Annotated in this window: 26 protein-coding genes and 1 pseudogene; 7 read left to right on the top strand and 20 right to left on the bottom strand. The window is 31.5% G+C overall.

The window, feature by feature from the left end:
• Positions 1–2 precede the first annotated feature (2 nt).
• The 5 genes from Q0856_RS16440 to msrA form a co-directional block, all read right to left on the bottom strand.
• Entirely contained in the window at positions 3–737 is a 735-nt protein-coding gene (locus Q0856_RS16440) for a sugar-binding protein (protein ID WP_298472568.1), read from the bottom strand.
• 75 nt (positions 738–812) lie between these two features.
• Positions 813–2003: a Gfo/Idh/MocA family oxidoreductase gene (locus tag Q0856_RS16435; protein WP_298506813.1), complete on the bottom strand. Its 1191-nt coding sequence runs from the start codon at positions 2001–2003 to the stop codon at positions 813–815.
• Between the two features lie 3 nt (positions 2004–2006).
• Positions 2007–3335: a Gfo/Idh/MocA family oxidoreductase gene (locus Q0856_RS16430; RefSeq protein ID WP_298506810.1), complete on the bottom strand. Its 1329-nt coding sequence runs from the start codon at positions 3333–3335 to the stop codon at positions 2007–2009.
• 3 nt (positions 3336–3338) lie between these two features.
• Positions 3339–4724, bottom strand: a complete 1386-nt coding sequence (locus Q0856_RS16425) for a DUF1080 domain-containing protein (protein WP_298506807.1) — start codon at positions 4722–4724, stop codon at positions 3339–3341.
• A gap of 258 nt (positions 4725–4982) precedes the next feature.
• Positions 4983–5672, bottom strand: a complete 690-nt coding sequence (msrA, locus tag Q0856_RS16420) for a peptide-methionine (S)-S-oxide reductase MsrA (protein ID WP_298506804.1) — start codon at positions 5670–5672, stop codon at positions 4983–4985.
• A gap of 120 nt (positions 5673–5792) precedes the next feature.
• Here msrA and Q0856_RS16415 point away from each other — a divergent pair, with 120 nt between their 5' ends.
• Both Q0856_RS16415 and Q0856_RS16410 read left to right on the top strand, forming a co-directional pair.
• Complete coding sequence (locus tag Q0856_RS16415; protein WP_298506802.1) at positions 5793–6479, top strand: peptidoglycan DD-metalloendopeptidase family protein; 687 nt, start codon at positions 5793–5795, stop codon at positions 6477–6479.
• A gap of 177 nt (positions 6480–6656) precedes the next feature.
• Positions 6657–6878: a hypothetical protein gene (locus Q0856_RS16410; protein ID WP_298472543.1), complete on the top strand. Its 222-nt coding sequence runs from the start codon at positions 6657–6659 to the stop codon at positions 6876–6878.
• A gap of 137 nt (positions 6879–7015) precedes the next feature.
• Here Q0856_RS16410 and Q0856_RS16405 read toward each other — a convergent pair whose 3' ends face one another.
• Both Q0856_RS16405 and Q0856_RS16400 read right to left on the bottom strand, forming a co-directional pair.
• Complete coding sequence (locus tag Q0856_RS16405) at positions 7016–7609, bottom strand: hypothetical protein (RefSeq protein ID WP_298506799.1); 594 nt, start codon at positions 7607–7609, stop codon at positions 7016–7018.
• A 69-nt stretch (positions 7610–7678) separates the two neighbouring features.
• Positions 7679–8248, bottom strand: coding sequence for a Crp/Fnr family transcriptional regulator (locus Q0856_RS16400; protein ID WP_298506796.1), 570 nt, complete (start codon positions 8246–8248; stop codon positions 7679–7681).
• Between the two features lie 228 nt (positions 8249–8476).
• On the opposite strand from Q0856_RS16400, the gene Q0856_RS16395 reads away from it, so the two are divergent.
• Positions 8477–8698 carry a hypothetical protein gene (locus Q0856_RS16395; protein WP_298472543.1) on the top strand — a complete coding sequence of 74 codons (222 nt, stop codon included), beginning with the start codon at positions 8477–8479 and terminating at the stop codon, positions 8696–8698.
• Here Q0856_RS16395 and Q0856_RS16390 read toward each other — a convergent pair.
• Together Q0856_RS16390 and Q0856_RS16385 are read right to left on the bottom strand one after the other, a co-directional pair.
• The gene (locus Q0856_RS16390) at positions 8695–9180 is read right to left on the bottom strand and encodes a GyrI-like domain-containing protein (RefSeq protein WP_298506793.1); all 486 of its coding nucleotides are present in this window, start codon (positions 9178–9180) and stop codon (positions 8695–8697) included. The two genes, Q0856_RS16395 and Q0856_RS16390, sit on opposite strands and share 4 nt — an antisense overlap.
• 15 nt (positions 9181–9195) lie before the next feature.
• Positions 9196–10023, bottom strand: a pseudogene (locus Q0856_RS16385) (imelysin family protein); the annotation flags it as partial.
• A 262-nt stretch (positions 10024–10285) separates the two neighbouring features.
• Here Q0856_RS16385 and Q0856_RS16380 point away from each other — a divergent pair.
• The gene (locus Q0856_RS16380) at positions 10286–10507 is read left to right on the top strand and encodes a hypothetical protein (RefSeq protein WP_298506790.1); all 222 of its coding nucleotides are present in this window, start codon (positions 10286–10288) and stop codon (positions 10505–10507) included.
• Here the strand turns inward: Q0856_RS16380 and Q0856_RS16375 are convergent.
• The 3 genes from Q0856_RS16375 to Q0856_RS16365 form a co-directional block, all read right to left on the bottom strand.
• Positions 10504–10944: a DoxX family protein gene (locus tag Q0856_RS16375; protein ID WP_298506788.1), complete on the bottom strand. Its 441-nt coding sequence runs from the start codon at positions 10942–10944 to the stop codon at positions 10504–10506. The genes Q0856_RS16380 and Q0856_RS16375 overlap by 4 nt on opposite strands.
• A gap of 65 nt (positions 10945–11009) precedes the next feature.
• Positions 11010–11462: a carboxymuconolactone decarboxylase family protein gene (locus Q0856_RS16370; RefSeq protein WP_298506787.1), complete on the bottom strand. Its 453-nt coding sequence runs from the start codon at positions 11460–11462 to the stop codon at positions 11010–11012.
• Between the two features lie 37 nt (positions 11463–11499).
• Entirely contained in the window at positions 11500–12123 is a 624-nt protein-coding gene (locus tag Q0856_RS16365; RefSeq protein ID WP_298506785.1) for a cyclic nucleotide-binding domain-containing protein, read from the bottom strand.
• Between the two features lie 248 nt (positions 12124–12371).
• Between Q0856_RS16365 and Q0856_RS16360 the strand changes: the two genes are divergently transcribed.
• On the top strand, positions 12372–12623 hold the full coding sequence (locus Q0856_RS16360; protein WP_298472536.1) for a hypothetical protein: 252 nt from the start codon (positions 12372–12374) through the stop codon (positions 12621–12623).
• A gap of 393 nt (positions 12624–13016) precedes the next feature.
• Complete coding sequence (locus tag Q0856_RS16355) at positions 13017–13139, top strand: hypothetical protein (protein ID WP_298506782.1); 123 nt, start codon at positions 13017–13019, stop codon at positions 13137–13139.
• An 11-nt stretch (positions 13140–13150) separates the two neighbouring features.
• Here Q0856_RS16355 and Q0856_RS16350 read toward each other — a convergent pair whose 3' ends face one another.
• The 8 genes from Q0856_RS16350 to Q0856_RS16315 all read right to left on the bottom strand — a co-directional run bounded on the left by Q0856_RS16350 (position 13151) and on the right by Q0856_RS16315 (position 22998).
• Positions 13151–14365: a sensor histidine kinase gene (locus Q0856_RS16350; protein ID WP_298472532.1), complete on the bottom strand. Its 1215-nt coding sequence runs from the start codon at positions 14363–14365 to the stop codon at positions 13151–13153.
• A gap of 233 nt (positions 14366–14598) precedes the next feature.
• Positions 14599–17958: a preprotein translocase subunit SecA gene (gene secA, locus Q0856_RS16345; RefSeq protein WP_298506779.1), complete on the bottom strand. Its 3360-nt coding sequence runs from the start codon at positions 17956–17958 to the stop codon at positions 14599–14601.
• A 223-nt stretch (positions 17959–18181) separates the two neighbouring features.
• Positions 18182–18406: a DUF2795 domain-containing protein gene (locus Q0856_RS16340; RefSeq protein WP_013994285.1), complete on the bottom strand. Its 225-nt coding sequence runs from the start codon at positions 18404–18406 to the stop codon at positions 18182–18184.
• A 135-nt stretch (positions 18407–18541) separates the two neighbouring features.
• The gene (locus tag Q0856_RS16335; protein WP_298472506.1) at positions 18542–19117 is read right to left on the bottom strand and encodes a cob(I)yrinic acid a,c-diamide adenosyltransferase; all 576 of its coding nucleotides are present in this window, start codon (positions 19115–19117) and stop codon (positions 18542–18544) included.
• Positions 19118–19152: 35 nt separating this feature from the next.
• Entirely contained in the window at positions 19153–19299 is a 147-nt protein-coding gene (locus Q0856_RS16330) for a hypothetical protein (RefSeq protein WP_298472504.1), read from the bottom strand.
• A gap of 122 nt (positions 19300–19421) precedes the next feature.
• On the bottom strand, positions 19422–19916 hold the full coding sequence (locus Q0856_RS16325; protein ID WP_298472502.1) for a hypothetical protein: 495 nt from the start codon (positions 19914–19916) through the stop codon (positions 19422–19424).
• Positions 19917–19925: 9 nt separating this feature from the next.
• Positions 19926–21800: an ABC-F family ATP-binding cassette domain-containing protein gene (locus Q0856_RS16320; RefSeq protein WP_298506776.1), complete on the bottom strand. Its 1875-nt coding sequence runs from the start codon at positions 21798–21800 to the stop codon at positions 19926–19928.
• Between the two features lie 16 nt (positions 21801–21816).
• Positions 21817–22998: a DUF4105 domain-containing protein gene (locus tag Q0856_RS16315; protein ID WP_298506774.1), complete on the bottom strand. Its 1182-nt coding sequence runs from the start codon at positions 22996–22998 to the stop codon at positions 21817–21819.
• A 101-nt stretch (positions 22999–23099) separates the two neighbouring features.
• Here Q0856_RS16315 and Q0856_RS16310 point away from each other — a divergent pair, with 101 nt between their 5' ends.
• On the top strand, positions 23100–23855 hold the full coding sequence (locus Q0856_RS16310) for a CDP-alcohol phosphatidyltransferase family protein (protein WP_298506771.1): 756 nt from the start codon (positions 23100–23102) through the stop codon (positions 23853–23855).
• Positions 23856–23894: the final 39 nt, after the last annotated feature.

Below are 23894 nucleotides of genomic sequence, written 5' to 3'. Positions count from 1 at the left end.
GGTTATTCTTTTAAAATTAAAGTTCCAAAAATGTCAGCATTTATCCAAGCCTGATTTTTATCTTCTCCAGGTATATATACCGAACCAATAAAATTTTCTCTTTCCGTACTTCTATCATTATCGGAATAAGCTAAAGCGAAACCTATTTTTTTATTTTTTGATAGTTCTTCTATGCTATAATTTTGAATAGAGTCAAAACCTTCTTTATGTACTTTAATTGAAATTTCCCATGTACTTAGGGTGTTTTTGGTAATTCTTTGATATGTTATATGTTCATTATATAGTTGCGGTTTTTTTCTCGTATTAACATCAAGTGTATTGTTGTTTAATGCTAGGTTATAGGCAAAAGCATTATGATTGTATTGATGTAGTCCGCCGGAATTATCTTCATCGATAAATATTTGTAAAGAATCGTTATTCCACCAAAGTTTAAAAGGTTCTTTATATGGAGAATAAAGAGTGTCATCTGTTATTTCAACTAGAAGTAGGAGCTCGTTATTGCTCCAACTTATTTTATATCTACCATGAAAGTCCTCATGAGAGTATGATTTTCCTTTCCAGTTTTGATCTATGTTATACCAGGAGCAATGGTTCCAGAAACTTTCGGAACCTTTACCATCAATAATGTATGGTTTATTCGTTTTGAGAACTTCAATTATTTGATGGTCTTCCTTTTTAGGGACTGTATGACATGAAGAAAATAATACAACAATAAATACCAATGTAGAGAACTTCATAAGTAAACAAATTTGGGTTTGTTACTTGAAGATAAATATTTTTTAATTAAAAAGTAGTATTTTTCCTACAAAATATCAAAATTTAATTTCACTAGGCCAATCTATTATCGTGTTATTGTGCATGGCTTTTAGTCCCATTTCAACGGCTATTGCAGTATTTGCACCAGTAGTTAAGTTAGATATAGGGATGGAGTTAGATAAAATACTATCTCTGAAATCTTGTAAAGCTTGTTTACTAGGGTTTTGGTGCTCTATTTTTATAGGGTACCCTTTATTTTTGTCAAAAGATACTGTTGCACCCGCAACTCCATCTACCATTCCGAGTTTCTTTTCTTTTATTCCTTCTGGATAGAAAAAGGCATTTCTAGTGCCCATAATAATTGTTCCTTTATCCCCTTTTACTTTAATTTGATAACCATCTTTTGCATTGCTGGTTAAGCAAGTAAATGAAGCTTTTACACCACTAGGGTAATGGTATAATAAATGTATGTTGTCATAAGTTTCTCTTCCATCTTTCCAATAATCTATCCCTCCATAGCCCATTGCTTTATTTGGGGTTTCTTCTAGTACCCAATTCACAAAATCTATTTGGTGCGAACATAATTCGGCAACCAAACCTCCAGAGAATTCTCTATACATTCTCCAATTTATGGCTTTTTCATATTCGGGTTTTGGCACCGGTCTTCTCCAATTACCATTTCTGTTCCATTGACATTCAAAAGAAGAAATTTTTCCAACTTTACCTTCTTTTATAAGTTTTACCACATGTGTATAAAGACGGGAACTATGGTATTGGTGTCCTGTTTGAAATATTTTACTAGAATCTTTTGTTTTATTTATTAAATGTTGAATACCGTCTAAGCCTTTGGCCATTGTTTTTTCACAGTATACATGTTTTCCAGCATCTATGGCATCCATTGCAATTTTAGAGTGTGTATTAAACGGAGTCGAAATAAGTACGGCATCAATATTTTTATTGTCTAAAAGTTTTCTGTAGTCCGTATATCCTTTAGCTTTTTCCGAAACTTTACTTAATCCGTTTTCCAAACGAAAAGGAAGTGTATCGCAACAAGCTAAAACATTTAAGTTTTTTATATCATTTATGAAAGGAATTAGACCACTACCACGATCCCCGGTTCCTATTATTCCAATATTAACTTCGTTAATAGTGTTTTTTTTGCTTAATATGTTGGCCATAACACTTGTTGAAGATGTTATAGCTGCCGTAGCTAAGCTACTTTTTAATACGAAATCTCTTCTGTTCATATGTTATAATTTAGGCTCCCAACCCGCAGCGTATTCTCTTTTCCAACTTTCCATTGCTTTGGCATTGTTGGTTATTTTTCCTGTTGTAGTATCAATTTTAAGTGTTTCTCCTGCGTCCTGCGCCATATTACCTAGATGACATAACATGGTAGAAATACTGGCGTCCTGAATGTCTGAATGTAAACTTTTATCTTCACGAATAGCGTCAAAGAAATTGCCAACATGAGACACGTCTAAACTTCCATCACCTCTGGTGTTTGTAGTAGCACTTTGTCCTACTTCTTTTTCCGTTTTTATAAGGGAGCCATCTAAAGCAAATAAATTATAAGCATTTCTACTTAAAGTAATAGAGCCTTTGCTGCCATATATTGTAGCACCTCTTCCAGGTTGTTTTGGTTGTATTTTTCCACGGCTATGACCAGTCCATGTTAAAAACTTATCATCCTTAAATTTATAAGTTACTTGTTGGTTATCTACAAATTCCCAGTCGTCTTCATAGGTGTATTTACCACCAAAAGAGGTTACGCTTTCCGGTAAATCAACGCCAAGTGCCCAGCGGCATATATCTATTTCATGTGTACCATTATTATGGATTTCTCCAGTGCCCCAGTTATGAAACCAGTGCCAATTATACGGGTGGATATTATCTTTGTAATCTGTTCTAGGTGCCGGACCTTGCCATAATTCCCAATCTAATGTGGAGGGAACTTCTATTTTATTACCTATACCAATAGAGCCTCTATTGTTAGAGTAATAAGCTTCTCCTTTATAAACATTGCCAATAATGCCCTCTTCTATTTCTTTTATAGCCAGTATGGATGTTTGTGCGGAGCGCTGTTGGTTACCCATTTGCACTTTTTTGCCATATTTTTTTTGGGCAGCTACTAAAAGGTCATTCTCATGAGGATTATGACTACATGGTTTTTCTACATATACATGTTTGCCAGCTTGCATGGCCATAATAGCCATTGGTGCATGCCAATGTTCAGGAGTAGCAATGAAAATAGCATCTACCTTTTTGTCTTCCAGTACTTTTCTAAAATCTTTTTCTACTTTAGGAACATAACCAATGTTTTCCTTGCACCATATATTATGCTCTTCTATAATAGTATCATCTACATCACAATTGTATAAAATTTTTACATTTTTATCTTGATGAATAGCAAGAACGTGAGATTTTGCCCTACTACGAACACCTATTATTGCGCAGTGAATACGGTCATTCGCACCAAGAATACCGGCATAACTGGAACTAGGTAAAATTAATCCGCCTACGGTCATAGCAGCAGTTCCTGCAGTAGTTTTTTTTATAAAATTTCTTCTAGAGTTCATACTTTACTTTTTTGGTGCTCTATTTATTTTTATGTTTTTAAAGGAAACTTTATTTCCATGATCCTGAAGTAGTAATTGTCCTTTTTCTAGTTCTCCAAAATTGGGCCATTTTTTATATTTGCTTTCAGATACCAGTTTTAAATATTCTGGACTCTTTCTTTCGTATTCCAGAACTTTTACGCCATTTAGCCAATGCTCTACATGATTGTTTATAGAAGATATATAAGCAGTATTCCATTCTCCAATAGCTTTCATTGGCTTATTCGGATCGGCTTTAATTAAATCGTATAAAGAACAAACAGTTCTACTTCCTTCATGATTTCCTTTTTTTGCATCGGGATGCAATGCATCGTCTAATATTTGATATTCTAAGCCTATAGAAGAGCCTGCTCCTTTATTTAACTCCGTGTCCACATAATATTTAATACCACTGTTGGCACCAGGAGTTAATTTAAAATCGACACTTAATTCAAAATCAGAAAAGAGCTCATTAGTAACAATATCTCCGCCAGCAGCAGATTCAGCACCATCAGAAGCTAAAACGGTTAATTCTCCATTTTCTATTTTCCAACCATTCTTTGGAAATTCTTCTAGCTTAGCGCCTTTCCAACCTTGTGTAGTTTTGCCATCCCATAACATTTCCCAACCAGCTTTTTCTTCGCTTACCGTAAGTTTATTTTTAGTGTATATAGGAGTTAAAGGGGATTTTTTGGAATATTTAGCCAAGTTGTCTGTAAGAATATTAATGTTTTTCCATATTATTTCTGTCCCTTCTTTCTTATTTCCACCTATACTATGTACTTGTAATGCAATAAAACCACTTGCTGTTTTATCATCTATTAAATAAGCAGCAGGAACATCATTAATCCATGTTTTTAAAGTATCTCCAATTGCTTCAATTCTATAATGATTCCAATCATGTAGCTTAAAAGCTTTTTGGGCTTGGGTGTTTTTGTCTAAGGGGTTTAGCCAACCTCTTCGGGCTTCATCAAAAATTCCAGCACTCCAAGCTCGGGTAGAAGGGTCAATTTCTACTTGATACCCATGTACTCTGCCATTGTGATAATATGGAAAGCTGTTGCTTCTTATTTGTATCCCAGAATTCATACTAGAATCTACTTTATATTCTAATTCCAGAATAAAATCGCCATACATTTTTTCTGATGTTAAAAAGGAATTAGGCGTTTTTTTAACGGTGGTTCCTACGATGCAACCATCTCTTACGGTATATTTTGCCACGCCTCCTTTTTGTATCCATCCGTTTAAAGTCTCTCCATCAAAAATAGGAATCCATGGGGTTGCGTCTTTCTTTTCTTCTGTACAACCAAGAATTAATACTGTAGATATTAGTAAAAGAGCAAAGGGTAAGGATTTTAATAAGGTTTTCATAGAGTTGTTAATTAGTATACTTTTTGAGCTCATTAATTAATACCGTGTTCGTACACGGTAATAGAAACGAAGTTACAAATTATTAGTATATATATTATGTTTTTTATAAAAAATGCATTGTATTATTATTTGAATCTTACTAAAAAGGTATAGTTCTAATAGTATTCCAATTTTTTAAGATAAAAGAACACCCCTCTAACAAGTATATGTTAGAGGGGTGTTAATAATAAAAAAACACTAAAAAAAATCGGGCATTACTTAATGTGCCCCTTTTTCTTTTAAAAAATCTTCAAAATTCTTTTTAAATCGATTAAGCCTAGGGATAGATACGTTGCGTATATATGAATTGTTTGGGTTTCTTTTTTCGTAATCTTGGTGGTACTCTTCTGCTTTGTAGAACTTCGAAAATTTAGTTACTTGGGTAGTAATTATTTCACCGTCATATACATCTTGGTCTTTTAAAGCTTTAATATAACTAGTAATAATTTTTTTCTCGGAGTCGTTTTTGTAAAAAGCTATAGAGCGGTATTGTGTTCCTTTATCTGGTCCTTGTTGGTTTAATGTGGTTGGATCATGCGAACCAAAAAAAACTTGAACCAAAGCCGTAAAAGAAATCTCTTTAGGATCATAATAAACTTCAACAGTTTCCGCATGTGTTGTTTTTCCATAACCTACATCTTCATATGTGGGATTTTTTTCTTTTCCACCAGAATAGCCAGACACTACTTCTTTTACGCCTTTTACGCTTTCGAAAATAGCTTCTACACACCAAAAACAACCACTAGCAAAATATGCGGTTTCGTATTTATTTAATTCTTGGGGGGGTAATTTTAGTGTTTCAACTTCTTCTACTTCTGGAATTACCTGAAGAGTTTTCTTAATTTTAGATTGACATCCAACGGTAAAAAGTATCGAAGTTGCTAGTAATAGAAATTTAATGGAAGACATAATTTTTCTTTTTTAGTACTCAAAAGATAATGCACCTTACAATATGGGGAGGTTAAAAAGTTGTTAATTAAAAATATAGACTTTTTAAAAATACGTGCATTCTTGTTATAAGTTTACGGTATGACAGATTTAGAAAAGACATTATGCAATATTTCTAAAAAACCTTTGCTTATTATTGACGCAGGATTTCCTATAAATACTTATACTCTCTTAGATTTATCTGTTACGAATAAAGATTTAGAATTCTATAATATAACAACTCCCTTTGGTTGTCAAGAATACATTAGTACTGTTTTAAAAGTTAAGAATGCAAAAGTAGCTTTTGGTGGATATTTAGAACAACGAAGTTTGTATTCCAATACAGCTAGTTTTAATATAACGAAAGCATCTATTAGGAATATTCATTTGGGAATAGATATTTGGGCGCCTATAGGGACTACAGTATTAACTCCAATACCTGGTGTAGTGCATAGTTTTAAAAATAATAGTACCTCTGGAGATTACGGACCAACTATAATTTTGCAACATAATATAGACGGAGTTACTTTTTATACTTTATATGGACATCTATCTCTTTCTTCTCTGGAAAGTTTATATGTTGGTAAGCATGTGCAACAAGGCGAAAAAATAGGGGAGATGGGGGCACCGGATATAAACGTGAATTATGCACCACATGTACATTTCCAAATAATAAAAGATATACAAGGGAAAATCGGAGATTATCCAGGGGTGTGTTCACAAAAGGATATATCTTTTTATTCTAAAAATTGTCCTGATCCCAATTTATTACTTTCGATAGGTTTGTAAATCGGATAAAAAGCACATTCGTTCGGTAAGGTGTTTTTGAGGTAGCATACGTTTATCGAGCATTTTTTACACTTCATCCGAGATTAGGTAGATTGCCGAAAAATAAAGGGTTTTCAGCGTTTTGTGACCTAGCTGCATACGGCTTTGGGCGTTTTAATTATATATAAAACGCAAGTCATGAAAACTATCTTAACTTTAATCTTTGTTCTTTTTATCGGAGTAGCTGCTCAAGCTCAAAACAACACTAAAGAAGTTAAAGTTGTTACTATAGAAAAAACAATAGTAACGGAAACTACAGTTAAGAATACAGAGGTTGCTCGTTTATATAAGCGTACAAATTCTAAAGTAAAGAAAGCTTTAAAATTTACAACAAAAAGAAACAAAGCTAAATTGGCTTAATCGTTACTCGATAATCGAGATTTAAATGCTCCGACGCTTGCGTCTAAATCAATGCTAATTTTTCTTCTAATGCCTAGTGGGATTGTCTCTAGATTATTTACTCCCTATTAGTAATTTGGATAATATATAACCCTTGTTTAAGTAGATTGCGTTTTACCCATAGGTGTTTTAGCTTTTCTATTCAAGATTTTTATTCTAATCCACATCATAGCATATATTAAAATAGCTATCCATGAAAAAGTAGTTAGTAAGCTTTTTAAGATGGTAAGTGTGCTAGATAGTAAAACAAAAGATTTAGATATTTCCACATACTTTGTAATCATTAAGATAATGCATATGTTTTCAGAATAATCAAATGCCATTGCTAAAAAAGGAAGAAGCAAAAGAAGAACTTTTATTCTAGTTCTACTATTTGTAATTTTAATAAGACGAAATAAAAAGCTGCTTAAAAATAAAGCTAAAAGAAAAGGATAAAATACATCTAAGAGGGTTAATTGTGGAAATAGGTAAAGATTGGTGGTTTCATTATTAAGGTTACTTATTATTAATTCTGCTGTAGATAAAGAATAACCTAAATTTTGAAGGTCAAATGCTTTAGTACCAATTTGACTATTAATTACTGGAAAAGTATATACCATCATTAGTAACAGGATACAATGACTTGCGACAAATGTGATACTTATTTTTTTAACGGACGATGTTTTTAAAAGAATGGAGTTTAAAAATGACATACAGTTTGTTTTATTTTTAAAACAAAAGTGGTCTATAAATTAATTGTGTGCATTAACAAATGATAAGAGTTACGATTGCGTTCTTAATCTGCTTAAAGAAATAGTTGTTATGCCTAAATAAGAAGCAATATCTGTATGAGGTACAAGATTCTCAATATTTGGAAAATGTTTTCTAAGACGTTCTAATCGGTCTTTAGCTTTAAGAGAGGCTAATCCTATTTCTTTTTGAACTTTTGTCATTAGTTCTTTCCTTAATACGGTATTTGCAAAATGTCTAATTTCTAGATCTTCAATCATTAATCTTTCTAACTTGTCGGCATCAATTGTTGCAATTTCCACATCTGTTAATGTACTTATATTTAATATAGACTTTCCTTCTAAACTTCTTGTTGTGTTTGGTGATAGGATAGAGCCAGACATAAAGAAGGAAATTGTTATATCTTCTCCTTCTGGTGTATAAAGGAAACTCTTGCAAATGCCTTTAATTAAAAAGTACTCTAGATTATTATTTTGACCAACATTAGTTATTGGTTCTCCTTTTTTTAGAAAACTATATGTAACTAGTTTATTTATTTTATCTAAAGATGAAATAGATAAGGGAGTTACGGAGTGAATTATTGGGCTAATCTTGTCTTTCATTGTTTTAAGGTAGTAATCTTATCGTTTTTAACAAAAGTAAAGCATCTTATTTTCCGATTAAAAACACTTTCTTTCGGTAAGAGGTTTTTAGTTGTGCGTACGTTTGTCGAGCATTTTTCACACTTTATCCTAGATTGTGTCAATTACCGAAAAATAAGGAGTTTTCAGCGTTTTATGACCTAGCTGCATACGGCTTTGGGCGTTTTAATTATATATAAAACGCAAGTAATGAAAACTATCTTAACTTTAATCTTTGTTCTTTTTATCGGAGTAGCTGCTCAAGCTCAAAACAACACAAAAGAAGTTAAAGTTGTTACCATAGAAAAAACGATAGTAACAGAAACTACAGTTAAGAATACAGAGGTTGCTCGTTTATATAAGCGTACAAATTCTAAAGTAAAGAAAGCTTTAAAATTTACAACAAAAAGAAATAAAGCTAAATTAGCTTAAATCTTAGCCTTAATAGGAATCCACACTTCTTCTTCAGAATCTTCGGAATTATTTTTATATTTTTCGCCAAGCTTTTCAAAATGCGGGCGTTGCTCTAAAATATAATCAGATTGCGGTAACCAAATTCCATATATGTAGTTCATGGTTTTATGAAAATTACTTGCCAACCCTTTATGTATAAAAACGGCATAGGTGCCGCCGGGTAAAGTAAATGGTTCCATGGCTTGCGGTACGGCATCATAATCCTTTACTTCGACTGCAGCCCATTTGGTGAAAACTACTTGAGGGGAAAAATCTTTAAAGTTTAATGAGGTATCGTAAACTTGAATAGAGTACAGGTTAGAATCTACCAAATTGTTTATTTCCTTTTTCTGTTGCATGAAACTTTGCCAAAGGTCTAGAGTTTTATTTTCTGCTAAAGACATTTTTAATTGTTTGCCTAAGAGCTTTTTGTTTTTAATAATTTCAATTCGCGGTTTCATAAATCTAAAATAATTTTAATCTCCATCATTATCCGTTGGTAAAACAGATACGGATAGCATACTTGCCACATCTACAGAAAAGAATCGGATTAACTTGGATAATGAAATGTATAACGACTCTACTTTTTTATCATTATTAGAAATTGCATCATATAAACCAATGTTCAAACCATCTATAGTACTATAAATTTCTTTAAAAGAATTGGCAATTTCATTAGAAATTTGGTTAGAGCCAGAAATATCGTCTACAATTTCAGAAAAATTAATGGAACTTTTAGTATAGGTATACTCTATTTCTTCAATACTACTCTTAATTATGTGCAGTGTTTTTTTACTTCTAAAGGCTTGCAGTAGATTTATGTTGGTATTTTCCGAACTTTCTAAACCAGTGGGTTTACCAATTTTAGTAACCCGTATAACATCTAGTAGATTAATTATTTGATTAAAAGCCAAACAACGTGCATTTTCGGTACAAGATAAATCTTTGGAGTTTATAAAATTTTCCTTATAATTTTCTTCCCAAAAAGCAATTAACAAATTTACTTGTCTTAGAATTTCTTTAGTTGCGCCTAGCATATAATCTAGTCTGTACTCATCTTCCTGTAACAACACAAGAGCTTTGATAGAATCTTGATTGTTGTAAATTAAATATTCTAAAGCTCCTAAGCCTTTAGTAACAGTGCTCTTTGTATATAAATAGTCAGTATCGTAAATAACATTTTCTGCAATGTTGTTTTCTATTAATGCTGTATTAATAGGGTAATTGTATATGTTAGTATGGTAAAAACCTTCTTTAACAGGTACTAAATTATAGGCATTAGTTTTGGCAAATGCTATAGATGATGCTAACCATTGTTATTTTATTTTATCAAAATTGGTTGCTGTTGTTTCTCTTTTAAAATCCTCCATAAGTTGTACTAATCTTATTTTCCGATTAAAAACACTTTCTTTCGGTAAGAGGTTTTTAGTTGTGTGTACGTTTATCGAGCATTTTTTACACTTTATCCTAGATTGTGTCGATTACCGAAAAATAAGGGGTTTTCAGCGTTTTGTGACCCAGCTGCATACGGCTTTAGGCGTTTTAATTATATATAAAACGCAAGTCATGAAAACTATCTTAACTTTAATCTTTGTTCTTTTTATCGGAGTAGCTGCTCAAGCTCAAAACAACACAAAAGAAGGTAAAGTTGTTACCATAGAAAAAACGATAGTAACTGAAACTACAGTTAAGAATACAGAGGTTGCTCGTTTATATAAGCGTACAAATTCTAAAGTAAAGAAAGCTTTAAAGTTCACAACAAAAAGAAACAAAGCTAAATTAGCTTAGTCTTTATTTGAAGTAGTTTTCTTTAATAATAAATCTAATTCAAAATACTTAATAGGAAATAGGGATAAAGAAAAAGCCGCAGCTGAAGCTGTTAAAACAGAATAGTCTAACGCTCCTTTTATACCACCAGTAAATGTCATTGCTAGTGCAAATAGCAAGAGCAAGTACCCACTAATTTTGGCTGTAAGCTCTGTTTTGTAGCCTATTAAAAGAAAAATTCCTAAAAAAGTTTCTAGTATAGTTACCAAGTAACCAAGAGGGGATATTACAAATTCTGGTAAATAAGGGTTAAGGGTTTGTGTATAATCAATAAAATTTGCCCAATTTCCCCATGCAGAAATATTCTTTGGCCAAAGACCTATTCTGTCTGCTATAGCAGATAAAAAACTAAGGCTTAAGCCAATTCTTAAAAAAACTTTTACTGTATTCTTATTCATAGTTTTCTAAATTTTAAAATATTTTACATCTATTAAAGATATTACTTAAGCTTGTTTAAAAGTAGTTAGGAAGTAACTTTATATTTACCAGGGGTAAATAAAAATGTTTTCATAAGTCTATTCCATGTATTTATTTGTGTTACGGCTAGGGATAGAAAGGAAATTTCTTTTTTAGAAAAAAAAGTTTCTATAGTATTATATATATTGTTTTGTATCGGTGCATTACTTAAAGCGGTTAATTCTTCCGCAAAATTTAGTGCAGCTCTTTCTTTATCTGTAAAATATGGGGTCTCTTTCCATACTGCTAGGGAAGATAGTCTTAACTCATTTTCATTAGTATGTTTTAACTCTTTATAATGCATATCTACGCAATAAGCGCATCCGTTTATTTGCGAAATTCTTAATCGAAGTAATTCCAGGAGGTTTTGCTCCAGACCAGATTTTTTTATAAACTCTTCAATAGTAATTAAATGTTGAAACATTCCTTCTGGAATATCTTGGTAGGTAATTCTTTCCATTTTTTATCGCCTTAAAATACTACAGCAATATTAAGACTTAGGAAAGGGACATCTTCTTAGGATTTCTTAAGAAATAATTATTTATGTAATGTTTTTTTAGTTCGCTTAGGTATTCCGGGGTAATATCTAAATAAGAGGCTACCATATATTGAGGGACTCTTTGCATAAAAGTAGGATTACTACCTATAAACCCTAAATACCGTTCTTTACTACTAAGTTTCATGAAAATTTCATCTTTCCTAAGAATTGCGATAAGCATATTTTCTGTGATTATTCTAAAACAGCGTTCAAGTTTAGGTATTTTTTGGTATAGGTGGTTTAGTTTATTTTTACTAAGGCAAAGTACTGTAGTTTTTTCTATAGCTTGTAGGGCGTTAAAAGAAGCTCTTTCTTTTATAAAACTTTCCATACTAGTAACCCACCAATTTTCTATAGCAAATTGGCTTGTTTTTTCTTCTCCCATATTATCTGTGGTGAACGAACGTACGAGCCCCTCACATATAAAGAAATTGGTATCACAAACGGAGTTTTGTTCTAGTAAAAACCCCTTCTTTTTATAAACCCTCACAGTTAGATTTTTATAAATTAGGTCTATTTCAGAATCCGTAAAAAGAACAAATCTATTTAAGTAATTTTTTAATTGTAGTTTATAAGTTATCATAAATGTCGAAGCAAAATAATAAGTTTAAAGATATCGTATATCCCTTTTAGTTTGTTTAAAAATCTTTATTATTTAGGATTAAATACGTTAATATCCGATTAGTTTACCGCAGGTTTATTTCCATTCAACGAGCATTTTTGTTGCTTCACCCTAGTGGAGCGACCGTAGCCGAATATTGTTGTTGTTCAGCGTATTATCTTTTAACGGATTTTAGTTCGCCATAATTTTGGGGTAACAAATTTTACGTGATGAAATCAATTATTACCTTATTATTTATCATTTTTATTAGTGTAGCTTCTTTTGCTAAGAATCTTCCAGAAGTACAAAAAGTAAGTACAATTACTAAAGGAATAGTTTTGGAACAAACAACTTTAATCTCTTTTAAGAATATAAAAGAAATAAAGAAAAATGCTGTAACTCGCTTATATATGTCTAAAAATTCTAGGATAATGAAAGAACTATCTTTTGCTACAAAACGAAATAGACATAACCAAGCTTAAAAGTATAGGTGTTTAATCTATATGATTTAATAGAGAAGTATTACGGTAAGCTAAAATATCTGTAATTCAGCGATTTACTAAGGATATGTTAGTTGTAGTTCATACATTTAGATAAGTAACATCAAGTGATAAAAGTAATTTTAATTTTATTGATTATTTTATTTTTAGGGGCCATACCACTTGCGTAAATATTTTAGCAAATGATTAAAGGCTCGTTTTTTAAATGGATATTATTTTGGGTATTGGCACTAGCAATATTAACAATAGTTAAAAAAGTAAAATTCTGGATAGCTAAACAAAATAGTGAATAAACTTGCTTTAGTCTATTACTTGGCATAATAATTGAACTTGTTACTACACCTTAAATGGTGTACTAATTTTAAAAAAGAAGATATGATAGTATTAGTTGTTGTAATCCCTGCAGTTGTAATTGGAACTTTAGTTTTTGTTTTTAAGAAACACCAAGATTCTTTACGACCAATAAAAGTTAAAGCTAATAATAAGTATAGAAAATAATTTAATACATCCTAAACTACAGGATGTAATTGTTGTCCTATTTCCTGAAATTTAATAATATAATTGGTACCCTTTTTAGAGACATCTCTAATTACGGAACCCTTTAATTGTCTAGTAAGGTTGTATATTAATTTAAGACCAAGAGATTTTGTGTTTTTGTGATTAATGGTTTCTGGGAAACCAATACCATTATCTCCTATTTTTAAAACATATTCTTTGTTTACTTCTTTGGTAATGGCGATATGAATTTCCCCTTCGTTATCATCTACAATTCCATATTTTAAGGCATTCGTAACAGCTTCGTTAATTAATAACCCTAATGGTATTGCAGTATCGATTCCTAATTTAATATCTGGAATATCTATGGTTAATTGTATTTTATTTTCTATTCCTTTTATAGATTTTATTAAATATTGACTCAATTCTTCTACATAAGTTTTGTATTCTATTTTAGATAAGTCTTCTCGCATATATAGCATTTCATGAATCATAGCCATAGAAATAACCCTGTCTTTGGTGGCTTTAAGTAATGTTTTTACATTATCGTCTTGCGTGTTTCTAGTTTGTAAACTTAAAAGGCTAGAAACTGTTTGTAAATTGTTTTTTACTCTATGATGAATTTCTTTAAGAAGAGTTTCTTTTTCTAAGAGTTTTTTAGATAAGTCATTTTTAGAGTTATATAAAGTGTTATGTGTGTTTAATAAGTTCTTACCAAAAACATTTCCTAATAAATAGATAGAAAATAGGACACTTAAAAGACTAAAAATACTTTGATGTTTTTCAGGTATAACATTTCTTGTAAATGTAAAATCACTAGCACTTTGGGAGAATATTAAAATTACAAGAAGAAAAATGAGGCTTAAATATATTTGACCATATTTTCTTGTATTAGCATAGCCAGCAAAAACTATTAAGGCTAGAATAAAAATAAAGGAACTATGGATACCACCAGTATACAAAGTTACAATAAGTGTACAGACCAAAGCCAGAATTAAAGATATATTGTATGTTAAGTTTATATTCTTATGTTTTTTAAAAAAGAAAGAATTTATAAGGTTTACTATTCCAAAAATTAAAAGGGTCTCCGGAACAATTTCCTTAATATTTAAGGCATAGAAACAGATTATAGAAAGTATAATAGATAGAGCAGAAGAGATGTAATTTACTTTAAGAATAAGACTAATCTTGTTCTTTTGTCTTTCTTGATCTAGTATTGGTTTATGCATAGTCGGATTTTATAGCTTGGTTAGAGGTGTTATCCAATGTAAATCTAATTATGTTTTAGCATTAAAACCAAATACTTTGTTAAAATGTGTTATTTAGTTTAATAAATAGTTGGTATAGCTCTATTTTTTGGACTTTTACGGAACAAGAATTTAATCTTTTTTGAAATGGATGATAAAAAAAATGACAATCATAATTGATTGTCATTTTTTTGTTCTTTGTAAATGATAAAGTTTTAATCTTCTGTTAATACCCATTCTCCTTTATCTATCAAAGGTTCTGCTTGTTTGTATTTTACAGTTTTACTTTCACCAGACATAACATTTTTAATAGTAACTCTATCGTTTCTTCCAATTTTTGGACGTTCTCTGGTAATAGTTTCTGTAACCGCTGGTCTTTGCCCTTGTGTTTGTCCTGCTGCTCTATTTTGGGCAGCTAATTCATCGCTATTAGGAATTTCTTCTTTCGTAGTTTGTAAATTTTCTTTAGGTCTTCTTACGTTTCCGGCTTCTTGGATATTAGCATTTTCTGAAGGCAACTCTCCTTTGAATAAGAAAGAAACAATTTCTTTATTTACTTTATCAATCATCCCTTTGAAAAGCTCAAAAGCTTCAAATTTATAAATTAACAAAGGGTCCTTTTGCTCGTGTACAGCTAATTGAACAGACTGTTTAAGTTCATCCATTTTTCGCAAATGAGTTTTCCACGAATCATCTATTATTGCTAAAGAAATATTTTTCTCAAAATCTGTTACTAATTGTTTACCGTTACTTTCGTATGCCTCTTGTAAATTAGTAACTACATTAAGGCTCTTAATACCGTCTGTAAACGGAACAACTATACGCTCAAATTTATTAGCTTGGTCTTCATATACTTGTTTAATTACTGGGAAAGCTGTAGTTGCATTACGTTCCATTTTTTCTTTATAATGCGAATACGCTTCCTTGTAAATTATTCCAGCAATTTCTTGTGAAGGTAATTTGCCAAAGTCCGCTTCGGAAACTGGAGAGGTAATAGAAAAATATTTAATAAGCTCAAACTCAAAATTCTTATAATCACTTGCAACTTTATTCGTTTCTGTGATTACTTCGCAAGTATCATATACCATATTGGCAATATCTACCTTAAGTCTTTCTCCTTGTAATGCATGTCTTCTTCTTTTATAAACAACCTCTCTTTGAGCGTTCATAACATCATCATATTCTAATAAACGCTTACGTACACCAAAGTTATTCTCTTCTACTTTTTTCTGAGCACGCTCAATAGATTTGGTCATCATACTATGTTGAATAACCTCACCATCTTCTAAGCCCATCTTATCCATCATTTTAGCTACTCTATCTGAGCCAAATAAACGCATTAGGTTATCTTCTAGAGAAACGTAAAATTGAGAGCTTCCTGGGTCTCCTTGACGACCAGAACGACCTCTTAATTGCCTGTCCACCCTTCTAGAGTCATGTCTTTCTGTACCTACAATGGCTAAACCTCCTGCGGCCTTAACGGCATCTGATAGTTTAATATCGGTACCACGACCGGCCATGTTTGTTGCTATGGTTACTACCCCAGGGTTACCTGCTTCTGCAACAACGTCCGCTTCTTTTTTATGTAGTTTCGCATTTAATACATTATGCGGTACTTTGCGAATACCTAACATACGAGATAGCAATTCAGATATTTCAACTGATGTTGTACCTATTAAAACTGGTCTTCCAGATTGTGATAGTTTGGTAACTTCATCAATAATGGCATTATATTTTTCTCGTTTAGTTTTGTAAATTAAATCGTTACGATCATCCCGGGCAATTGGTCTGTTAGTAGGGATTTCCATAACATCTAATTTATAGATTTCCCAAAATTCTCCTGCTTCCGTAATAGCGGTACCTGTCATACCAGAAAGCTTACTATACATTCTAAAATAATTTTGTAAGGTAACTGTAGCGAAGGTTTGCGTAAGAGCTTCAATCTTTACATTTTCCTTAGCTTCGATTGCCTGGTGTAAACCGTCTGAGTATCTACGGCCATCCATAATACGCCCCGTTTGCTCGTCTACAATCATTACTTTGTTATCCATTACTACATACTCTACATCTTTCTCAAAAAGAGTGTAGGCTTTAAGTAATTGACTCATAGTATGGATACGCTCACTTTTTACAGTGAAGTCTTTGAATAATTCTTCTTTTAGCTCGGCTTCTTTTTCTATTTCAAGATTTTGGTTTTCAATTTTTGCAATCTCTCCACCAATATCTGGCATTACAAAAAAGTCTTTATCCTGATCTCCAGAAATATATTCTACACCTTTATCGGTAAGTTCTATTTGGTTGTTTTTCTCATCAATAACAAATAAAAGTTCCTCATCTACTTTAGGCATTTCTCTATTGTTATCTTGCATATAGAAGTTTTCTGTTTTTTGCAACAGTTGTTTTATTCCTTCTTCACTTAAGAATTTGATTAGGGCTTTATTTTTAGGTAAACCTCTATGTACTCTTAATAAAAGGAACCCACCTTCTTTTGTATCGCCTTCGGAAATATGTTTTTTAGCTTCTGCAAATACACCTGTTAGGTACTGACGTTGCTTTTGAACAATCTCCGAAACTCTAGGTTTTAATTCGTTAAATTCATGACGGTCACCCTCTGGAACTGGACCAGAAATAATTAAAGGGGTACGTGCATCATCTACCAAAACAGAATCAACCTCATCTACAATAGAAAAATTGTGCGGACGTTGTACTAAGTCTTTTGGTGTGTGGGCCATATTATCCCTTAAGTAATCAAACCCAAATTCATTATTTGTTCCGTAGGTAATATCTGCATGATAAGCAGCTCTACGACCTTCAGAATTTGGTTTATGGTAATCTATACAATCAACAGAAAGACCGTGAAATTGAAATATTGGGGCCATCCAAGCACTATCCCTTTTTGCTAAATAATCATTAACAGTTACCAAATGTGCTCCCTTACCAGTTAAAGCATTAAGATATAGTGGCAGGGTAGCAACTAAAGTTTTACCTTCTCCTGTTTGCATTTCAGCAATTTTCCCTTGATGTAATGCTATACCACCTATTAATTGAACATCATAATGAATCATGTCCCATGTAACATCTTTACCAGCAGCATTCCATGAGTTTTGCCAAGTAGCACTATCACCATCTAAAGTAACATATTCTTTTTCTCCAGAAAGTTGTCTGTCATATTCGGATGCAGAAACAGAAATGGTTTTATTATTAGCAAAACGTTTGGCAGTTTCTTTAACCACTGCAAAAGCCTCTGGTAAAATTTCATTTAAAGTGTTTTCGGAAATTTTATAGGCTTCTTCTTTTAATTTATCTATTTCAACATAGATATCTTCATTTTTGTCAATATCTGTTGAAGCATGTACTTCTTCCGTAAGTGCATCAATCTTACTAGTTATCTCCGAACAGTTTTCTTTTATTTTATTTTTAAACTCTATAGTTTTTGCTCTAAGCTCGTCATGGCTTAAATTTTCTATAGTCGCTTCGAAAGATTTTATTTGTTTTACTAAAGGTTGTAATTCCTTTACATCTTTTTCTGATTTGTCACCAACAAAAACCTTTAGTATTGAATTTATAAAACTCATAATGCTTCTTCTATTTTAGATTGTAAACCTTTTAAAACTCTAGTTAAAATGATGGTTTATCAATTATATTTTATGGTTATTATTTCTTTGTTAACCGTATAATTTTACAACAAAAGCTATTCCAGTTTAATCTTTTGTAAAAATTACACTACGTGGCTGACAAAATTACATAAAAAAAAAGCCTCCAAGGAGACTTTTTTACAGCAATTGTTATAATATTTTATTAATATTCATCCTCATTCCAGAGGTAATCTTCTTCGGTAGGATAATCTGGCCAAATTTCTTCGATAGACTCGTAAATTTCTCCACCTTCCTCTTCCATTGATTGTAAGTTTTCTACAACTTCTAACGGAGCTCCTGTTCTAATAGAGTAGTCAATCAACTCATCTTTGGTAGCCGGCCATGGCGCATCACTTAAATAAGATGCTAGTTCTAATGTCCAATACATGTTAATAATGTGTTTTAAATTTTTGCAAAAATAATTTTTAAATATAAATAGCCAAGGTTTTTTGTAAGTATTTCCACTATTTTATTAACAAAATCCCCGTGCTAATATTTTGATAACGAAGAAATAACGAATTTATTAGCCTTTTTTTTCAGGTATCCATTTAATTTCTTCAGCTTTAAGGTCAAAAGACAACTTTCGTGCCAATACAAATAGGTAGTCGGATAATCTGTTGATATATGACAAAACATTAGGATCTGTTGGTTCATTTTCATTTAAAAAAGATACCATGCGCTCCGCTCTTCTGCAAATAGTACGTGCAATATGACAGTATGACACGGTTGTGTGTCCTCCTGGTAAAATAAAATGAGTCATTTGGGGTAAACTTACCTCCATAGCATCCATATTATCTTCTAGAAAAGTAATATCGGTATCCTTAATTTTAGGGATGGTAAGCCGTTCTTTTCCGTTTTTAAGAATCGCTTTTTCAGGGTCAGTTGCTAAAATAGCGCCAACGGTAAATAATTTGTCTTGTAAAAGAGTTAGCGTTTTTTTGGACAGTGTATCTATTTCTTGATCTCGGATAAGACCTATCCACGAGTTTAATTCATCTATGGTGCCGTAGGCATCTAGTCTAATATGATGTTTAGGAACTCTAGTGCCACCGAAAAGAGCAGATGTTCCTTTGTCACCAGTCTTAGTATATATTTTCATATTTGTTTATTTAATATGGGTAAATCAACAATGTACTAATCTAACTTTTTATTCTTTCTATTATAATCGCTCATAAATTTTTTTGACTTTCTATCTTTTGATTTTTGGCGATTTCTCATAGTAACAAATAGATATATAGCAACTACGCCTCCTAAAACATAAAACATGGTATTATTTTCCATACTATTTCAATTTATTCCCTTCGACGGGTTTTTTATTCCATGATGCATGTGTCCAAATGCTTCAAGGTGTTTTTAACGGCTTGCAAGAAAATTGCAAGGTAATTTACATTAAAATTAAGCTTTTAGTATCTAATTTTAAAATGTTCCTTTTCTTGTTCTCGACGAAAAAAAAGTACTCCACAATAAAACAAATCAATACTAACGGTTACTTCATCTAGTGCTATAATGTTGTTCCATTGAGAAGAGGATTCTTTACTATGATGAATACTCTTAATAAAGACCCAACTAGTATTTTTTATTTCTTTTTTTTCTATTTCTTTATCCCAAGTAAGACAATCATTCATATAAATAGCATCGTAGGTAGAGGTATTAGTATTTAAACCTGGAAATCTTTTTTTAATTTGATGTTTATATAATTCACTTTCCGAATTAATTTTTAAACTTTTAATTTTAAAATAATCAATACTTTTTAGTAATACATCAGCACTTTTGGTCGAAGCATATTTCTTTTTGGAATATAGGCATTTGGTAACATAAGAATATACAAAAGGAGAATGTACACCATGTTGATTCGTAGCTCTTAAAAGAAATTTAATGTGATGAATAAAAGAATACAATGGATAAGGTTAGTTTTCTATGATTGCAGAAAGCTCAAACCAGCGTTCAGTTTTAGTTTCTATAGCAATGTTTATTTCTTGTAATTTTTTAGATAGTTCGGCAATGTCGTCTCCAGAAAGTTCCGGATTGGTAAATTCATTTTGAGTTTTTGTCTTTCTATTTTCTAGCTTTTGAATTTCTCTTTCTATTTGGTTATATTCTTTTTGTTCCGCATAAGATAGTTTATTTGCCGTACTTTCTTTTTTCCATGAATTTTTAGATTTGGAGTTAGAGCTTTCTTTTTGTTCTCTTTTTTCAATTACTTGGCTGTCTTCATATGCTCTGTAATCTGAATAATTGCCTGGAAAATTTTCTATGACAGCATTGCCTCTAAATACAAATAAATGGTCTACAATTTTGTCCATAAAATATCTATCATGAGAAACTACCATTAGGCAACCAGGGAAGTCTAATAAGAAGCTTTCTAGTACATTTAGAGTAACAATATCTAAATCATTAGTAGGCTCATCTAGTATTAAAAAATTGGGGTTTTGTATTAAAACGGTACATAGGTATAACCTCTTTCTTTCACCACCACTTAGTTTTTCAACAAAATCATATTGTTTTTTTCTGTCAAAAAGAAAACGTTCTAATAGTTGTTGCGCTGAAATTTGTCGTCCTTTGGTAAGAGGAATATAATCGCCAAAATCGCGAATGACATCAATTACTTTTTGTCCTTCTTTAATAGCAATCCCTTTTTGGGTGTAATATCCAAATTTTATGGTATCTCCTATAATTACTTTTCCGCTATCCGGCTCTCCTTTTCCAGCAATGATATTTAAAAAGGTAGATTTTCCGGTGCCATTTTTTCCAATTATACCAACACGCTCTCCTTTGGTAAAACTATAGTCGAACTGGTCCAAGATGGGTTTATCCGGAAAAGCTTTGGAAATTTTATGAAGCTCAATAATCTTACTACCCATTCGGGTCATATTAATTTCTAACTGAACTTCATGTTCTTTTCTTCTATTGTTAGCTTTTTCTTTAATGGCGTGGAAATCGTCTATTCTAGATTTAGATTTTGTAGTTCTGGCCTTAGGTTGTCTTCGCATCCAATCTAATTCTTTTTTAAACAAAAGTTTAGATTTATGATGTTCTACTGCTTCTTGCTCTTTTCTGGCTTCTTTTTTCTCTAAATAATAAGAGTAGTTCCCTTTGTAGGGGTAAAGGTTACCTCCATCTAGTTCTATAATTTCATTACATACACGTTCTAAAAAGTAACGATCGTGCGTTACCATAAACAGAGTCATATTTTCTTTTGCAAAATATTGCTCTAACCACTCTATCATCTCCAAATCTAGATGATTGGTAGGTTCATCTAAGATTAATAAATCGGGTTTATTAATTAAGGCATCTGCTAGAGCTAGTCTTTTCTTTTGTCCACCGGAGAGTAAACCTACTTTTAAGTTTAAATCATCTAGTTTTAACTTAGATAAAATTTGTTTGTATTGCGTTTCAAAATCCCAAGCATTAAAACGATCCATAGCTTCAAAAGCCTTTTGGTATGCTTCAGTGTCTTCTGGATTGTTTAAAGCTTTTTCATAAGCACGAATTATCTTTAGAACTTCATTGTCTGACGCAAAAATGGTTTCTTCAATACTTAGTTTTGGGTCCATTTTTGGTTCCTGTTCTAAAAAGGAAACCCGCGTGCCTTTACGATAGTTTACTTGTCCTTTATCTGGAGCTTCTGCCCCTGAAAGGATATTTAATATTGAGGTTTTTCCACTTCCATTTTTGGCAATTAAAGCTATTTTTTGGTCTTTATTAATGCCGAAAGATAGGTCTTTAAAAAGGACAAGTTCGCCAAAGGATTTGGCAATATTTTCTACCGTTAGTAAGTTCATTTTTGTTAACTAAATTTTAGTCGTTTCTACGTCTTAAATGAAATAATAAATACAGATATCTTATTACTAATGAAAGTAAAATAAAAATAAGAATGATTGAGAATACCTGAATTTTTGCGGCCCAAATAAAAAGCGAAATTAATATTAGTGAGAGTAAAGTAATTAAGTATATTTTAATCCAATCTGGAAGGCTTTTCTTTCTTAAAACAAAAGCAACATAAAGGTTTAAAGGAAAGGCCCATAAAATATTAAAATTCCTTGCCGTTGCGTTGTGGTCTGTTCCAAACCAAAGAAAAAGAATTAATAAACCTGCAATTCCTGTAGAAAAGAATAAAAGAGTATCTAACCATTTGGTTCTTTTTTTTGTGCTATAATCTTTTATGGTGAGTAGAGTTACAAGAATAAAAAGGAGACCAAACCAAAAAAATGGACTTAGTAGAAAAATATTGTTTTTTTCTTGGGCTTTAGTTTTTAAAATCATTTCTGTTTTAGATACTAAAGGTGTATTGTCTTTTTTAGAAGTATTTTCTAATTGATGGTATACATAAATAGGTAAGAATAGATGTTCTTTTGATGTTGCTTTTATATCTATAACGGAACCAAGAGCTAAATCTATGCCAAAGGTAGACCATTCATTAGTATCTAAAGATTCATGTATTAGTTGTCTAAAGGTCGATTCTTTTTTTAAATGACTGTGGGAAGGTTTAAGGTCCTCGTTTGTAATTTTTTTTAATACCTCCGGGATTTTAGTCGCACAATTATCAAACAAAAAATCATATTTATAATATTTATTCTCGGGCAATAAATTGTTTTCTAAAAACTGAAGAAGTGTATTTTTTTCTTTTAGGTTAAGATTAAGTGTTTGTTCTTTTACCCATCTATTCTCTATTTTGTAACTATACATAAAGTTCTCAAAAGAATGTCTTGCTAATCTATAAGGTAGTTTCCCGGTAGTGAACTTTAAGTAAAAATTAGGGGCGTTAAAATCGAACATTCCATAATTATAGGTAACGTCAATACCTAAAGTAGGGTCTTGTATACGAAAAGCACTATGACCAAATTTAGAGCTTAGTTCTTCTTCTGTTCCTATAGTTAAGACGCTAACTTTGGATAAAGGGGTTAATTCTATTTTCTTTTGAGCATTGTTAATGATGCTGAAAAAAAGAACGAATAAAAAAAATAATTTCTTTATAAACATGTTTGGGCAAAAAGTTAGTGTTTTGCAAATATCTGAATAATTTAGCAACAAATCTTATTCCTGAAAAAATGTCTTATTTTTACATAAATACGTAGAATAAAATGAAAAGACATATTCCCAATTTAATAACCTTGCTAAATTTGTTTTGTGGCTGTGTAGCTGTTGTTTTTGCAGTACTTAATCAATTAGAGATAGCGGCTTTATTTGTTTTTTTAGGGATTGTTTTTGATTTTTTTGATGGTTTTGCTGCAAGAATTTTAAATGCGCAAAGTCCAATGGGGTTGCAATTAGATTCTTTAGCAGATATGATTACCAGTGGTTTAGTTCCTGGTATTGTTATGTTTCAACTTTTAGGAATGTCTATGACAGGAGGATGGAATGTAGATTTATCTTCCCAAGCTACTAATGATACATTTTGGGTGGGCTTAAAAGTAGCTCCACTTCCTTTTTTTGGTTTTTTAATTACACTAGCATCTGGTTATAGATTGGCTAAATTTAATATTGATGAAAATCAGCAATCATCCTTTGTTGGCTTGCCAACACCAGCTAATACTTTGTTAATACTTTCTTTACCACTTATTTTATTATACCATAATAACGATACGCTTAATGGTATAATTCTTAATTCGTGGTTTTTAGTGGGGATGACTGTTCTTAGTGCTTTCCTTTTAAATGCGAATATTGGACTTTTTGCTCTAAAATTTAAAAATTGGGGATTTAAAGACAATGCATTACGATATATATTTATTATAGTTAGTTTAGTGCTCATAGTAACGATGAAATTTATGGCAATACCTGCCATTATAGGTTTTTATATTATAAGCTCTCTCGTTACAAATTGGAGTTCTGATAAATAACCTTAATCGATATCAATATTTAAGTATACAGTGGTTTGC

The sequence above is a fragment of the uncultured Maribacter sp. genome, from assembly GCF_947496775.1.
GTDB lineage: Bacteria > Bacteroidota > Bacteroidia > Flavobacteriales > Flavobacteriaceae > Maribacter_B.
Note: the sequence above shows the minus strand (reverse complement) of the source record. Positions and strands in the feature narration are given on the sequence as shown.

Excerpts from the sequence above, each read along its gene's own strand:
- Q0856_RS16440 (WP_298472568.1), bottom strand. The coding sequence starts at position 737 with ATGAAGTTCTCTACATTGGTATTTATTGTTGTATTATTTTCTTCATGT.
- Q0856_RS16435 (WP_298506813.1), bottom strand. The coding sequence starts at position 2,003 with ATGAACAGAAGAGATTTCGTATTAAAAAGTAGCTTAGCTACGGCAGCT.
- Q0856_RS16430 (WP_298506810.1), bottom strand. The coding sequence starts at position 3,335 with ATGAACTCTAGAAGAAATTTTATAAAAAAAACTACTGCAGGAACTGCT.
- Q0856_RS16425 (WP_298506807.1), bottom strand. The coding sequence starts at position 4,724 with ATGAAAACCTTATTAAAATCCTTACCCTTTGCTCTTTTACTAATATCT.
- msrA (WP_298506804.1), bottom strand. The coding sequence starts at position 5,672 with ATGTCTTCCATTAAATTTCTATTACTAGCAACTTCGATACTTTTTACC.
- Q0856_RS16415 (WP_298506802.1), top strand. The coding sequence starts at position 5,793 with ATGACAGATTTAGAAAAGACATTATGCAATATTTCTAAAAAACCTTTG.
- Q0856_RS16410 (WP_298472543.1), top strand. The coding sequence starts at position 6,657 with ATGAAAACTATCTTAACTTTAATCTTTGTTCTTTTTATCGGAGTAGCT.
- Q0856_RS16405 (WP_298506799.1), bottom strand. The coding sequence starts at position 7,609 with ATGTCATTTTTAAACTCCATTCTTTTAAAAACATCGTCCGTTAAAAAA.
- Q0856_RS16400 (WP_298506796.1), bottom strand. The coding sequence starts at position 8,248 with ATGAAAGACAAGATTAGCCCAATAATTCACTCCGTAACTCCCTTATCT.
- Q0856_RS16395 (WP_298472543.1), top strand. The coding sequence starts at position 8,477 with ATGAAAACTATCTTAACTTTAATCTTTGTTCTTTTTATCGGAGTAGCT.
- Q0856_RS16390 (WP_298506793.1), bottom strand. The coding sequence starts at position 9,180 with ATGAAACCGCGAATTGAAATTATTAAAAACAAAAAGCTCTTAGGCAAA.
- Q0856_RS16380 (WP_298506790.1), top strand. The coding sequence starts at position 10,286 with ATGAAAACTATCTTAACTTTAATCTTTGTTCTTTTTATCGGAGTAGCT.
- Q0856_RS16375 (WP_298506788.1), bottom strand. The coding sequence starts at position 10,944 with ATGAATAAGAATACAGTAAAAGTTTTTTTAAGAATTGGCTTAAGCCTT.
- Q0856_RS16370 (WP_298506787.1), bottom strand. The coding sequence starts at position 11,462 with ATGGAAAGAATTACCTACCAAGATATTCCAGAAGGAATGTTTCAACAT.
- Q0856_RS16365 (WP_298506785.1), bottom strand. The coding sequence starts at position 12,123 with ATGATAACTTATAAACTACAATTAAAAAATTACTTAAATAGATTTGTT.
- Q0856_RS16360 (WP_298472536.1), top strand. The coding sequence starts at position 12,372 with ATGAAATCAATTATTACCTTATTATTTATCATTTTTATTAGTGTAGCT.
- Q0856_RS16355 (WP_298506782.1), top strand. The coding sequence starts at position 13,017 with ATGATAGTATTAGTTGTTGTAATCCCTGCAGTTGTAATTGGAACTTTA.
- Q0856_RS16350 (WP_298472532.1), bottom strand. The coding sequence starts at position 14,365 with ATGCATAAACCAATACTAGATCAAGAAAGACAAAAGAACAAGATTAGT.
- secA (WP_298506779.1), bottom strand. The coding sequence starts at position 17,958 with ATGAGTTTTATAAATTCAATACTAAAGGTTTTTGTTGGTGACAAATCA.
- Q0856_RS16340 (WP_013994285.1), bottom strand. The coding sequence starts at position 18,406 with ATGTATTGGACATTAGAACTAGCATCTTATTTAAGTGATGCGCCATGG.
- Q0856_RS16335 (WP_298472506.1), bottom strand. The coding sequence starts at position 19,117 with ATGAAAATATATACTAAGACTGGTGACAAAGGAACATCTGCTCTTTTC.
- Q0856_RS16330 (WP_298472504.1), bottom strand. The coding sequence starts at position 19,299 with ATGGAAAATAATACCATGTTTTATGTTTTAGGAGGCGTAGTTGCTATA.
- Q0856_RS16320 (WP_298506776.1), bottom strand. The coding sequence starts at position 21,800 with ATGAACTTACTAACGGTAGAAAATATTGCCAAATCCTTTGGCGAACTT.
- Q0856_RS16315 (WP_298506774.1), bottom strand. The coding sequence starts at position 22,998 with ATGTTTATAAAGAAATTATTTTTTTTATTCGTTCTTTTTTTCAGCATC.
- Q0856_RS16310 (WP_298506771.1), top strand. The coding sequence starts at position 23,100 with ATGAAAAGACATATTCCCAATTTAATAACCTTGCTAAATTTGTTTTGT.